Genomic DNA, 11860 nt, shown 5'->3' on the forward strand with positions numbered 1-11860 from the left:
GTTCCCAAGCATCCCGACACGGTAACGATCATGCGCCTCCTTATCTCCCTGTTTACCCCTCGCCCCCATCACCGCAGTTTCGCCCTGCTGGACCGCGACGGTCGCTGCCAGGCGTTCAAGCAATGCAGCCTGCAACCCATGGGCGAAGGTTGGGTGGAAATCGAAGAGATCCGGCTCAGCTGGCTGAACCAGCCCTTGCCCGCCAGCGCCCGCGTACAACCGCTTCGTGCCCGCGCTCGCAACCGTCAATTGTTGGCCATCTGACCAGATGGCTAATAAAAGTCATTAAACACGACCATTTCCCTGCGTTTCTTCGTTACAATCTCCCCCCGATTATAAGGACGTCTCCTGATCGGGCCTCGCAACACCGCTGATGCATGGTCATCGGCACCCAGCATCGCCCACAGAGAGCCGCCCACACAGATCGAGTGAAGCTGGCGCGCCTGCTGTTTCCGGGCCAATCACCACTTTTCGCGAATCTGCAGAGCTGTCATTACGCTCGGTCACTGAGCTGTCTGCCCGTTTTGCCTGTCATGTACTCCATGGGGGCAACCGATCCGGGCACGGTGCCAGGCTGGGACAGCCCTTTTTTGAGGTTCACGTCTTCAAAAGAGCGTGAAAAAACGGGTTTTCACAACTTCACGAGAGTGTGGCGAGCAAATGAAGAGTTTTGCGTCTGAACAAGCACCATCAGCGTCTGGAATAGCCCAACGACACAGGACCGGATATCGCTCAAGAACTGGCGCCTGAAGCCTGTCCGCTACGGATTTGGTTGCACGAGTGGATGTCTCGGCCATAAGTCGAATTGCCTGCCCGGCGCTTAAATGAGTTCATATGACTCTTGAGGCCAGGCTGCATGCATCCGCAGTGTTGCGAATGAATTGCGAAGATTCGGACATGGCGATCCTGGCCATGGGTACCTGGGGCGCAACTGACCTTGCCCCGCCACTCCTGGCCGCTATGCCGACAATTTGGTGCTGCAGATTTTGGAGACGCGTTAAATGGCGCATAACGAAGCAGTCGATGTAGTTCTGGTAGGGGCCGGCATCATGAGTGCCACCCTGGCCGTGCTGCTCAAGGAGCTCGACCCCGCGATTTCGCTGGAAGTCGTCGAGCTGATGGATTCCGGTGCCGCGGAGAGTTCCAACCCCTGGAACAACGCCGGTACCGGCCACGCCGGGCTGTGTGAGCTGAACTACACCCCCCAGGCGGCCGATGGCAGTATCGACATCAAGAAAGCCGTGCATATCAACGCCCAGTTCGAGGTGTCGAAGCAGTTCTGGACCTACCTGACCCGCAAGGGCACGTTCGGCTCGTCCAGGTCCTTCATCGCACCGGTGCCGCACCTGAGCTTCGTGCAGGGCGAGAAAGGCGTGGCGTTCCTGAAGAAGCGCTTCGAACTGTTGAAGCAGCATCACGCCTTCGCCGACATGGAATACACCGAGGACAAGGCCAAGATGGCCGAGTGGATGCCGTTGATGATGCCCGGCCGGCCGGACGACGAAGTCATCGCCGCCACCCGGGTCATGAACGGCACCGACGTCAACTTCGGCGCCCTGACCAATCAGTTGCTCCAGCACCTGACCAGTGCCCCGGACGCCCAGGTCAAGTACTGCAAGCGGGTGACCGGCCTCAAGCGCAATGGCGCCGGCTGGACGGTCAGCATCAAGGACGTCAATTCCGGCAGCACTCGTGAAGTCGATGCCAGGTTCGTCTTCCTGGGCGCCGGCGGCGCGGCGCTGCCGTTGCTGCAAGCCTCGGGCATCGAGGAAAGCAAGGGCTTCGGCGGCTTCCCGGTCAGCGGCCAGTGGCTGCGTTGCGACAACCCGGACGTGGTCAAGCACCACCAGGCCAAGGTCTACAGCCAGGCCGCCGTGGGCTCGCCTCCCATGTCGGTACCGCACCTGGACACCCGCGTGGTCGACGGCAAGAAATCCCTGCTGTTCGGGCCGTACGCCGGCTTCACCACCAAGTTCCTCAAGCACGGTTCGATCATGGACCTGCCACTGTCGGTGCGCGCCGGCAACATCGGGCCGATGCTGGCCGTGGCACGTGACAACATGGACCTGACCAAGTACCTGATCAGCGAAGTGATGCAGTCCATGGAGCAGCGCCTGGAAGCCCTGCGTCGTTTCTATCCCGAGGCGAAAGCCGAGGACTGGCGCCTGGAAGTGGCCGGCCAGCGAGTGCAGATCATCAAGAAAGACCCGAAGAAAGGTGGCGTCCTGCAATTCGGCACCGAACTGGTGGCGGCCAAGGACGGCACCATCGCCGCCCTGCTGGGCGCATCGCCGGGTGCTTCGGTGACCGTTTCGATCATGCTGGAACTGATCGAGCGCTGCTTCCCCGAGAAGGCCAAGGGCGAATGGGCCGCCAAGCTCGCGGAAATCTTCCCGGCCCGGGAAAAAGTGCTGGAGACCGACGCGGCGCTGTATCGCAAGGTCAATGCGCAGAACAACGTCGCACTGGAACTGGTTGAAGAAAACAGCGAGACCCCAAGCTACGCTTGATTGGTCCGCATGAAAAAAACGCCCCGTACTCCATGAATACGGGGCGTTTTTTTATGGGAGAAGCTTGGGATGGCGCCCGCTGGTCCGCCAGGCAGCCCCTCGGCCAGTCAACCGCGCGCCTTGTTGAACAACTCGATGTATTCCTCGGCGTTGCGCTGGTCCTTGATCAACGCGACGAAATCGTTGCCATGTTCGTCCTTGCCATCGAGGTCATAGCCGGCTTCGACGAAGAAGGTCAGGAAGCGCTCGAAATCGTCGACCCGCAGACCGCGATAGCCCTTGATCAGTTTGTGCAGCGACGGCGAGGTGGCATCGGCCGGTTCGAAGTTGAGGAACAGTTTGATCTGTTCGTCGCCAATCTCGTCACCAATCACCTGTTTCTTGTCTTTACGCATTGCCGGCTCCAGCTCGCACAGTTCACGGGGCGGGCAGTTTACCCCCGGCGGGCCCCAGGGCTCAACGCGAGCGTTCGGTGCCGGTGTGCAGGTCGGCCCAGATATGACCATTGGCGTAGGTCAGAAACTGCACGTAGACCGTGTCGTTGCGCAACAGATCGATGACCACCCGATACTGGGCCTGTGGATAAGACAGGGTCAGGGTCTTGCTCGCTTCGTCGAAGAGCGGTTTCTTCAGGCTTTTGCTTTCGCCATCGAAATTGAGGATCACCTGGCTGATGGTGGCGCCCTTGTTCAGGGGCTTGCCCTTGAGGCGAACCAGCAGTGGCGAGGTCACCGGTATCGGTTGCTGGTTGGATTGCCGCTGGTTGCCCAGCACCACCGAGTACTCGGTGACCTGCAGCAGTTGCTGTTGTTCGGGCTGTTCCTGGCGCACCACCAGGTCGTCAGGCGGCAGGAACTGGCTGTGCATCGGCGCGGCGACCACCGCCAGGGGCAGGCTGGATATCAACAGCGGAACGGCGCAGCGGCGGATCGATACTCTCATGTCAGGCTCCGAGGTCTTGGCCCGGCACTCTAGCATGAGCAGGAACGATAAAAATAAGCGAGCCGGGTCAATACATCCGGGGCTCCGGCGCGGCATACTCAGATGGCCATCAGCCTTGGTTTCATCGTGGCCAGGGACTGGTGTCCGGCAGGTCCAGATGCGTCCCGTTCAGTTAGTGGAGTGCCTATGTCTTTCTCCGCCCCGCCCTTGTTCGCTGCCTGGCGCCAGGCCTGGCGCACCGGTTATACCCTCGAGCGCCTGCGTGGCGACCTGGTGGCCGGGCTGACGGTCGGCATCATCGCCATCCCCCTGGCCATGGCGTTGGCAATCGCCGTCGGCGTGCCACCGCAGCATGGCTTGTACACCGTACTGGTAGCGGCACCGCTGATTGCCCTGACCGGCGGCTCGCGCTTCAACGTGAGCGGGCCAACAGCGGCATTCGTGGTGATCCTGCTTCCCATCACCCAGCAATACGGCCTGGGTGGCCTGCTGCTGTGCACGATGCTGGCCGGCCTGATCCTGATCGCCCTGGGACTGATGCGGGCCGGGCGGCTGATCCAGTACATTCCCTATCCGGTCATCCTGGGCTTTACCGCCGGTATCGGCGTGGTCATTGCCACCTTGCAATTGAAGGACCTGCTGGGCCTGACCACCATCGGCCAGGCCCAGCACTACATCGAACAGCTGGGCGCCCTGATCGTGGCGTTGCCCAGCGCACGACTGGGCGATGGCATTGTCGGCATCACCTGCCTGGCGGTGCTGATCGTCTGGCCACGCTGGGTCCCGCGCGTTCCGGGGCATCTGGTCGCACTGCTCGTCGGGGCGCTGCTGGGGGTGCTGCTGGAGCTCGGTGGCTGGCCCATCGCGACACTGGGCGAACGCTTCAGCTATATGGTCGATGGCATCAGCCATCCCGGCATCCCGCCCTTGCTGCCAACCTTCGACTGGCCGTGGAACCTGCCAGCCGGCGATGGCCAGCCACTGGGCCTCTCCTATGACCTGATCCGCCAATTGATGGCGCCGGCGTTCGCCATTGCCATGCTCGGCGCCATCGAATCGCTGCTGTGCGCCGTGGTGGCCGATGGCATGACCGGCAGCAAGCACGACCCCAACGCCGAACTGATGGGCCAGGGCCTGGGCAACCTGGTTGCGCCGCTGTTCGGTGGCATCACCGCCACGGCGGCGATTGCCCGTAGCGCCACCAACGTGCGCAGCGGCGCGTCCTCTCCGCTGGCCGCGATCATCCACAGCCTCGTGGTGCTGCTGGCGATGTTGCTGCTGGCACCGCTGTTCAGCTACCTGCCCATGGCTGCCATGGCTGCGTTGCTGGTGATGGTCGCCTGGAACATGAGCGAGGCCGGACATGTACTGCACACCCTGCGCATCGCCCCACGCAGTGATGTGCTGGTGCTGCTCACCTGCCTGAGCCTGACGGTGCTGTTCGACATGGTACTGGCGGTCGCCGTCGGCCTGCTGCTGGCGGCCGGGCTGTTCATCAAGCGCATGAGCGAACTGACCGACAGCGCCGAGCTGCCGCGTCACGCCCACCAAGCCTTGCTGGATATGCCCGAGCATGTGCGCTGCTATGAAATTCGTGGCCCGCTGTTCTTCGGCGCGGCAGAAAAGGCCCTGGACGTGCTGCGCAGATTCGATCCGGATGTGCGGGTCGTCGTGGTGGACATGGCCGCGGTGCCGATGCTGGACATGACCGCCCTGGCGGCGTTTGAAAATATCCTGAAGGATTATCGCAAGCAGAACATCGGCCTGATCCTGGTGGCAACCACCCCCAGGGTGCGCCTGAAGCTACGCCGTGCCGGCGTTCATCGCGAACGGCGCCAACTGGCGTATGTGCAAACCCTGGAGCAGGCGCGGGTCAAGAGCGAGCAGTGGTTGCAAGCCAACCACGCCTGACCTGGGTCTATCAGTCGAACTGGGCGCGCATCCAGGCCTGGTACTCGACAACGCCGGGCTCGCCTTCACGGGGTGCCCAATGGGCCAGTTCGCCTTCGCCCACGGGCCGGTAAGGGCCTGCCTTGCATTCGAACATCAGGCTGTCGGGTTCCAGCACCACCAGGCCGTGATACACACCGGCCGGCAGGTCGACGCCAAGGCAATCGCCTCCGGCCTGCAGGACGCGCTTGTCCACCACTCCCCCGGCCTCGTCGAAGATCAACACACCGAGACGACCCCTGAGTACCAGGAGCGTCTCGGCCTTGTCAGCGCTCAGGTGCCGATGCGGCGGGATGTAGGTCGAAGGCTGCAGGCCCACGGCCATGCGGTGGCAGGGCTCTTCCATGCGATGGAAATTATGGTGCTGGCGTCCGCGAGGACTGGCCGTGGCTTTCTCGGCCAGTTCATCGAACAACGCCTGATCCAGAAAGCCTGGCCGGGTCATCGATTACATTCCTTTCACAGCGAAAATACCGTTGGCGTTGCGCCAGTAACCCTTGTAGTCCATGCCATAGCCGAAGATATAGCGGTCGACGCATGGCAGGCCCACGAAATCAGCCTTCAGGTCGGGACGAGCCTTGCGGTCGTGGTCCTTGTCGATCAGCACGGCAGTGTGCACGGCACGGGCACCGGCGTGCCTGCAGAAGTCGATGATGGCGCCCAGGGTGTGCCCTTCGTCGAGAATGTCGTCGATGATCAAGACATCGCGATCGATGAACGACACTTCCGGCTTGGCTTTCCAGAACAGGTCGCCGCCGCTGGTTTCATTGCGATAACGGGTGGCGTGCAGGTAGGACGCCTCCAGCGGGAAGTTCAGGTAGGTCAGCAGCTTGCCGGAGAAAATCAACCCGCCGTTCATGACGCAGAACACCACCGGGTTGGACTCGGCCAGTTGTTCATTGATTTGCGCACCGACACGGGCGATGGCCGCTTCGACTTCGGCTTCGGTGTACAGGCAGTCAGCCTCTCGCATGATTTGACGGATATGCTCGAGATCAGCGGACATGGCGCTCTCCAGGGGAGGTTGAAGGGAGGGACGGGTTCGGAAAAGCGGGCAAAGGTACGCATCCCGCCCGGCCAGATCAAGCGTTTGTGGACTAACGTTCTGTATTGTCTATAGGACAACATCCCCGGATAGATTAATCTAGCCCGGTTTTTTTGCCCGCCGCCGGAGCCTTCCCATGCCCATCCTCGAGATCCGCCATCCGCTGATCAGACATAAACTCGGCCTGATGCGTCGTGCCGACATCAGCACGAAGAACTTCCGCGAGCTCGCACAGGAAGTCGGTGCGCTGCTCACCTATGAAGCCACCAAGGACCTGCCGCTGGAGTCCTACCAGATCGATGGCTGGGCCGGTGCGGTCCAGGTAGAGAAAATCGCCGGCAAGAAAATCACCGTGGTGCCGATCCTGCGCGCCGGTATCGGCATGCTCGAGGGTGTGCTTAGCCTGATCCCGGGCGCCAAGGTCAGCGCCGTGGGCGTGGCCCGTAACGAGCAGACCCTGCAAGCCCACACCTACCTGGAAAAACTGGTGCCGGAAATCGACGAGCGCCTGGCGATGATCATCGACCCGATGCTCGCCACCGGCAGTTCCATGGTCGCCACCATCGACCTGCTGAAAAAAGCCGGTTGCCGGGATATCCGCGCCATGGTGCTGGTTGCCGCGCCCGAAGGCATCAAGGCGGTGGAAGACGCCCATCCCGACGTAACCATCTACACCGCCTCCATCGATCAGAAGCTCAACGAGCATGGCTACATCATCCCGGGCCTGGGCGATGCCGGCGACAAGATCTTCGGCACCAAGCAGAAGGACGCTTGAGCATGCAGGATGAATTCAACGATCCGCTCTGGCGCCAGGTGCTGTCCGGTGCGCAGATGCTGTTCGTCGCCTTTGGCGCGCTGGTGCTGATGCCGCTGATCACCGGGCTGGACCCCAACGTGGCACTGTTTACCGCCGGCCTGGGCACCATCCTGTTCCAGGTGGTGACCGGGCGCCAGGTGCCGGTGTTCCTGGCATCGAGTTTCGCGTTCATCACTCCGATCATTCTCGCCAAGGGCCAGTTCGGCCTGGCCGAGACCATGGGCGGCGTGATGGCGGCCGGCTTCGTCTACACCTTCCTGGGGCTGGCGGTGAAGATCAAGGGCACCGGGTTCATCGACCGGCTGTTGCCGCCGGTGGTGATCGGTCCGGTGATCATCTCCATCGGCCTGGCGATGGCGCCGATTGCCGCGAACATGGCCATGGGCAAGGCCGGTGACGGCACCGAGCTGATCCACTACCAGACCGCGATGCTGATTTCCATGCCGGCCCTGCTCACCACCCTGGTGGTCGCCGTATTCGGCAAAGGCATTTTCCGCCTGGTGCCGATCATTTCCGGCGTGCTGGTGGGTTTCGCCATGTCGTTCTTCTTCGACGTGGTGGACACCGCGAAGATCGCCGCCGCGCCATGGTTCGCACTGCCGAACTTCACTGCGCCGGCGTTCAACTGGCAAGCGATCCTGTTCATCGTGCCGGTAGCGCTGGCACCGGCCATCGAGCATATCGGCGGCGTGATTGCCGTGGGCAGCGTGACCGGCCGCGACTACCTGAAAAAACCCGGCCTGCATCGCACGCTGTTCGGCGACGGCATTGCCACCACCGCGGCCGGCCTGTTCGGCGGTCCGCCCAACACCACCTATGCCGAAGTCACCGGCGCGGTGATGCTGACCAAGAACTACAACCCGAAGATCATGACCTGGGCGGCGATCTTCGCCATCGCCCTGGCATTCATCGGCAAGTTCGGCGCGCTGCTGCAGAGCATCCCGGTGCCGGTCATGGGCGGTATCCTGTGCCTGTTGTTCGGTTCGATCGCGGCGGTGGGCATGAACACGCTGATCCGCCACAAGATCGATCTGGGCGAGGCGCGCAACCTGGTGATCGTCTCCGTGACCCTGGTGTTCGGCATTGGCGGCGTGCTGGTCGGCACAGGCACTGGCCCGGACGATTTCGGCCTCAAGGGCATCGCATTGTGCGCGGTAGTGGCAATCGCCCTGAACCTGATCCTGCCGGGCAATGACAGCTGGAAGCACAAGAAGGCGGATGAGCCGCTGATCTGACTCAGGCATGAAGACTTCGTTGTCGGCCTGATAGTCATCGAGAGCAAGCTCGCTCCCACAATGGATCTCGAGTGGTCACAAACTTTGTGTCCCCCCGCAGATCCCATGTGGGAGCGAGCTTGCTCGCGATGAGGCCCTTGAACGTCACAAAGCTATGGGAGCCCGTTCACAGAGAGTGCTCAACGCCTGTGCCCACTGCGGCTCATCATTGAGGCAAGGCACCAGCACCAGCTCCTCCCCGCCCGCCTCGCGGAACTGCTCACGGCCACGATCGCCGATTTCCTCCAGGGTTTCGATGCAGTCGGCCACGAATGCCGGACACATCACCAACACTTTCTTCACACCACTTTTGGCCAGTTCATCCAGCCGCGCTTCGGTGTAGGGTTCGATCCACTTGGCGCGGCCCAGCCGCGACTGGAACGACACCGACCATCGACCCTGCGCCAGTCCCATGCGCTTGGCGAATAATTCGGCAGTGCGTATGCACTGGGCGCGGTAACAGGTCGCCATGACCTGCGGCGAGGCGTTCCGGCAGCAGTCGGCATCCTTGAAACAGTGGAAACCCGTGGGGTCGAGCTTGGTCAGGTGCCGCTCTGGCAAGCCATGGAAACTGAGCAACAAGTGATCGTAGTCCTGTTCCAGATAAGGCTTGGCGCTGGCAACCAGTGCATCCAGATATTCCGGCTGGTCGTAGAACGGCTGGAGAATCGAGAACTGCACATCGAGCTTCTTTTCCCGCACCACCCGCTTCGCTTCCTCGACCACCGTGGTGACCGTGCTGTCAGCGAACTGCGGGTACAACGGCGCCAAGGTGATCTTCCTATGCCCCTGGCTGGCCAGGCGCACCAGCGCCGACTCAATGGACGGCTCGCCGTAACGCATCGCCAGCTCCACCGGCCCTTGGGTCCACTGCGCGGTCATGGCCTGTTGCAGCCGACGACTGAGCACCACCAGCGGTGAGCCTTCATCCCACCAGATCGAGGCATAGGCGTGGGCCGATTGCTCGGGGCGCTTGATCAGGATCAGCGACACCAGCAGCCGCCGTACCGGCCAGGGCAAGTCGATAACGTAGGAGTCCATCAGGAACTGGTTGAGGTAACGGCGCACATCGGCCACCGAGGTGGAGGCAGGCGAACCCAGATTCACCAGAAGCAACGCGTGATCGGTCATGCAACGTCCTATTTCAGAAGCGGCCGGACAACGTCGTCCAGGGCCGCGGGCAAGTCAGTGAACCGGAAAGTGAAACCCGCCGCCTGCAATCGGACCGGCGTGGCGCGCTGGCCGCCCAGCAACAGCAATGACAATTCTCCCAATGCGACTTTCAGCACCAGCTCCGGCATCGGCACCACCGTTGGCCGATTCAGCACCCGCCCCAGGGCCTTGGTGAAATCGCGGTTGCGTACCGGGTTTGGCGCGCACGCATTATAAGGACCGCTGGCGTCATCGCGATGCAGAAGAAAATCAATCAGAGCGATTTGATCGTCGATATGAATCCATGGCATCCACTGCCGACCATTGCCGATACGCCCGCCCAGCCCCAGTTTGAAGGGCAATAGCAGCCGCGACAAAAAGCCGCCCTCGGTGGCCAGGACCAGGCCGGTGCGCACCAGTACGACGCGCAGCCCCATGGCCTCGGCCCGCTGTGCGGTTTCTTCCCAGGCAATGCACAACTGGCTGGCGAAGTCCTCGCTCACGGGACCGGATTGCTCGGTCAGTTCCCGCTCACCGCCGTCTCCGTACCAACCCACCGCGGAACCGGAAACCAACACTCGGGGCTTGCGCTCGCAACGTTCCAGCCAGGCCAGCAAGACCTCCGTGAGGGTGACGCGACTGCTCCACAACAGCATCTTGCGCTTGTGGCTCCAGGGCCGGTCGGCAATCGGTGCCCCGGCGAGGTTCACCACCGCATCCACCGGCTCTTCGATCTCTTCGAGCCTGGCAATCCCTCGCACCTGTGCTCCGCAGATATTCGCCACCTGTTCAGGCCGACGACTCCATACTGTCAAACGATGTCCCTGCTCCAGCCAGTGACGGCAGAGCCGACGCCCGATCAATCCAGTACCGCCGGTCAGCAATATGTGCATGAGGTGATCCTCGCAGAGCGTTTTACCCGGCCCATTAGTCTATTTTTATAAGCAGGGATTTTTCGTATCAGACAGGGTCTGTGTTTTAACAATAGGACAACCTGTCCAAACGCGAACGGTAAAACTTATACCAAAAACCCGAATTGTACAGCTTTGAACGACGGCGTAGTCTGTACAGAAAGCTAAACGAGGCCCTCATGACTGTACCTATCGCAATCATCGGCACCGGCATCGCCGGACTCTCAGCCGCCCAGGCCCTGACGGAGGCCGGGCACATCGTTCAACTCTTCGATAAAAGCCACGGCAGCGGCGGGCGCATGTCCAGCAAACGCAGCGACGCCGGTGCGCTGGACATGGGCGCGCAATATTTCACTGCGCGCGATCGTCGCTTCGTCACCGAAGTGCAGCGTTGGCAAGCCAACGGCTGGGCCGCGGAATGGAACCCGCAGCTCTATCACTTCCAGGGCGGGCAGCTATCCCCTTCGCCGGACGAACAGACCCGCTGGGTCGGCACCCCGCGCATGAGCGCCATCACCCGGGCCTTGCTGGGCAAATTGCAGGTGCAGTTCTCCTGCCGGATCACCGAAGTGTTCCGCGGCCAGGAACACTGGCACCTGCAGGATGCGGAAGGCTTCACCCATGGCCCGTTCGGCCAGGTCGTGATTGCCACCCCCGCGCCCCAGGCCACTGCCCTGCTCGCCACCGCACCGAAACTGGCCGGGGTCGCAGCCGGGGTCAAGATGGACCCGACCTGGGCCGTGGCCCTGGCATTCGAACAGCCGCTGGATACGCCCATGGAAGGCTGCTTCGTCCAGGACAGCCCTCTGGACTGGCTGGCCCGCAACCGCAGCAAGCCGGGACGCGACAGCAAGCTCGATACCTGGGTTCTGCATGCCACCAGCGAGTGGAGCCGGCAGCACATCGACCTGTCCAAGGAAGCCGTGATCGAACACCTGCACGGTGCCTTCGCCGAGTTGCTGCACAGCGCAATGCCCGCCCCCAGCTTCAGCATGGCCCATCGCTGGCTCTACGCGCGTCCCGCCGGCAGCCACGAATGGGGCGCCCTGGCCGATGCCGACCTGGGGCTGTATGTCTGCGGCGACTGGTGCCTGTCGGGCCGGGTCGAAGGAGCGTGGCTCAGCGGCCAGGAAGCCGCGCGTCGCTTGCACGCCAGCCTGCAATAACTCGCGTCACCCTGCGCTACCCGCTGCTGTCGAGGCAGACAGCAGCCCATCTGCGACAACCTGTTCGACGCCGCCGCCTGCTGCAAATCCACA

At 62.3% G+C, this 11860-nt stretch carries 12 protein-coding genes; 6 read left to right on the top strand and 6 right to left on the bottom strand.

Features of this window, described 5'->3' with window-relative positions:
* Nucleotides 1–30: 30 nt before the first annotated feature.
* Together BLP99_RS19645 and mqo are read left to right on the top strand one after the other, a co-directional pair.
* Nucleotides 31–264, top strand: a complete 234-nt coding sequence (locus tag BLP99_RS19645) for a hypothetical protein (protein ID WP_072396871.1) — start codon at nucleotides 31–33, stop codon at nucleotides 262–264.
* A gap of 737 nt (nucleotides 265–1001) precedes the next feature.
* Nucleotides 1002–2510, top strand: a complete 1509-nt coding sequence (gene mqo / locus BLP99_RS19650) for a malate dehydrogenase (quinone) (RefSeq protein ID WP_072396860.1) — start codon at nucleotides 1002–1004, stop codon at nucleotides 2508–2510.
* A gap of 107 nt (nucleotides 2511–2617) precedes the next feature.
* Here mqo and BLP99_RS19655 read toward each other — a convergent pair whose 3' ends face one another.
* Both BLP99_RS19655 and BLP99_RS19660 read right to left on the bottom strand, forming a co-directional pair.
* Nucleotides 2618–2905, bottom strand: coding sequence for a PA4642 family protein (locus tag BLP99_RS19655; protein ID WP_072396858.1), 288 nt, complete (start codon nucleotides 2903–2905; stop codon nucleotides 2618–2620).
* Nucleotides 2906–2966: 61 nt separating this feature from the next.
* Nucleotides 2967–3452, bottom strand: coding sequence for a hypothetical protein (locus BLP99_RS19660; protein WP_072396856.1), 486 nt, complete (start codon nucleotides 3450–3452; stop codon nucleotides 2967–2969).
* Between the two features lie 186 nt (nucleotides 3453–3638).
* Here BLP99_RS19660 and dauA point away from each other — a divergent pair, with 186 nt between their 5' ends.
* Nucleotides 3639–5363: a C4-dicarboxylic acid transporter DauA gene (gene dauA, locus BLP99_RS19665; protein ID WP_072396854.1), complete on the top strand. Its 1725-nt coding sequence runs from the start codon at nucleotides 3639–3641 to the stop codon at nucleotides 5361–5363.
* A gap of 10 nt (nucleotides 5364–5373) precedes the next feature.
* On the opposite strand, the gene BLP99_RS19670 is transcribed toward dauA, so the two are convergent.
* Together BLP99_RS19670 and BLP99_RS19675 are read right to left on the bottom strand one after the other, a co-directional pair.
* Nucleotides 5374–5847 (bottom strand): WbuC family cupin fold metalloprotein, encoded by a 474-nt coding sequence (locus BLP99_RS19670; protein ID WP_072396852.1) that lies wholly within the window; start codon nucleotides 5845–5847, stop codon nucleotides 5374–5376.
* 3 nt (nucleotides 5848–5850) lie between these two features.
* The gene (locus BLP99_RS19675; protein WP_072396850.1) at nucleotides 5851–6408 is read right to left on the bottom strand and encodes a hypoxanthine-guanine phosphoribosyltransferase; all 558 of its coding nucleotides are present in this window, start codon (nucleotides 6406–6408) and stop codon (nucleotides 5851–5853) included.
* A 175-nt stretch (nucleotides 6409–6583) separates the two neighbouring features.
* Between BLP99_RS19675 and upp the strand changes: the two genes are divergently transcribed.
* Together upp and BLP99_RS19685 are read left to right on the top strand one after the other, a co-directional pair.
* Complete coding sequence (gene upp / locus BLP99_RS19680) at nucleotides 6584–7222, top strand: uracil phosphoribosyltransferase (protein ID WP_072431557.1); 639 nt, start codon at nucleotides 6584–6586, stop codon at nucleotides 7220–7222.
* 2 nt (nucleotides 7223–7224) lie between these two features.
* Entirely contained in the window at nucleotides 7225–8499 is a 1275-nt protein-coding gene (locus tag BLP99_RS19685) for a uracil-xanthine permease family protein (protein ID WP_072396846.1), read from the top strand.
* A gap of 144 nt (nucleotides 8500–8643) precedes the next feature.
* Here BLP99_RS19685 and hemH read toward each other — a convergent pair whose 3' ends face one another.
* Both hemH and BLP99_RS19695 read right to left on the bottom strand, forming a co-directional pair.
* The gene (hemH, locus tag BLP99_RS19690) at nucleotides 8644–9669 is read right to left on the bottom strand and encodes a ferrochelatase (protein WP_076406283.1); all 1026 of its coding nucleotides are present in this window, start codon (nucleotides 9667–9669) and stop codon (nucleotides 8644–8646) included.
* Between the two features lie 8 nt (nucleotides 9670–9677).
* Entirely contained in the window at nucleotides 9678–10583 is a 906-nt protein-coding gene (locus BLP99_RS19695) for a TIGR01777 family oxidoreductase (protein ID WP_072396842.1), read from the bottom strand.
* A gap of 197 nt (nucleotides 10584–10780) precedes the next feature.
* Here BLP99_RS19695 and BLP99_RS19700 point away from each other — a divergent pair, with 197 nt between their 5' ends.
* Nucleotides 10781–11767 carry an NAD(P)/FAD-dependent oxidoreductase gene (locus BLP99_RS19700; RefSeq protein WP_072431555.1) on the top strand — a complete coding sequence of 329 codons (987 nt, stop codon included), beginning with the start codon at nucleotides 10781–10783 and terminating at the stop codon, nucleotides 11765–11767.
* The last annotated feature ends 93 nt before the right edge of the window (nucleotides 11768–11860 follow it).

This window comes from Pseudomonas sp. NFACC32-1, from assembly GCF_900101215.1.
In the GTDB taxonomy this organism is placed as follows: domain Bacteria; phylum Pseudomonadota; class Gammaproteobacteria; order Pseudomonadales; family Pseudomonadaceae; genus Aquipseudomonas.

Coding starts and splice junctions, on each gene's coding strand:
- BLP99_RS19645 (WP_072396871.1), top strand. CDS start 31: ATGCGCCTCCTTATCTCCCTGTTTACCCCTCGCCCCCATCACCGCAGT.
- mqo (WP_072396860.1), top strand. CDS start 1,002: ATGGCGCATAACGAAGCAGTCGATGTAGTTCTGGTAGGGGCCGGCATC.
- BLP99_RS19655 (WP_072396858.1), bottom strand. CDS start 2,905: ATGCGTAAAGACAAGAAACAGGTGATTGGTGACGAGATTGGCGACGAA.
- BLP99_RS19660 (WP_072396856.1), bottom strand. CDS start 3,452: ATGAGAGTATCGATCCGCCGCTGCGCCGTTCCGCTGTTGATATCCAGC.
- dauA (WP_072396854.1), top strand. CDS start 3,639: ATGTCTTTCTCCGCCCCGCCCTTGTTCGCTGCCTGGCGCCAGGCCTGG.
- BLP99_RS19670 (WP_072396852.1), bottom strand. CDS start 5,847: ATGACCCGGCCAGGCTTTCTGGATCAGGCGTTGTTCGATGAACTGGCC.
- BLP99_RS19675 (WP_072396850.1), bottom strand. CDS start 6,408: ATGTCCGCTGATCTCGAGCATATCCGTCAAATCATGCGAGAGGCTGAC.
- upp (WP_072431557.1), top strand. CDS start 6,584: ATGCCCATCCTCGAGATCCGCCATCCGCTGATCAGACATAAACTCGGC.
- BLP99_RS19685 (WP_072396846.1), top strand. CDS start 7,225: ATGCAGGATGAATTCAACGATCCGCTCTGGCGCCAGGTGCTGTCCGGT.
- hemH (WP_076406283.1), bottom strand. CDS start 9,669: ATGACCGATCACGCGTTGCTTCTGGTGAATCTGGGTTCGCCTGCCTCC.
- BLP99_RS19695 (WP_072396842.1), bottom strand. CDS start 10,583: ATGCACATATTGCTGACCGGCGGTACTGGATTGATCGGGCGTCGGCTC.
- BLP99_RS19700 (WP_072431555.1), top strand. CDS start 10,781: ATGACTGTACCTATCGCAATCATCGGCACCGGCATCGCCGGACTCTCA.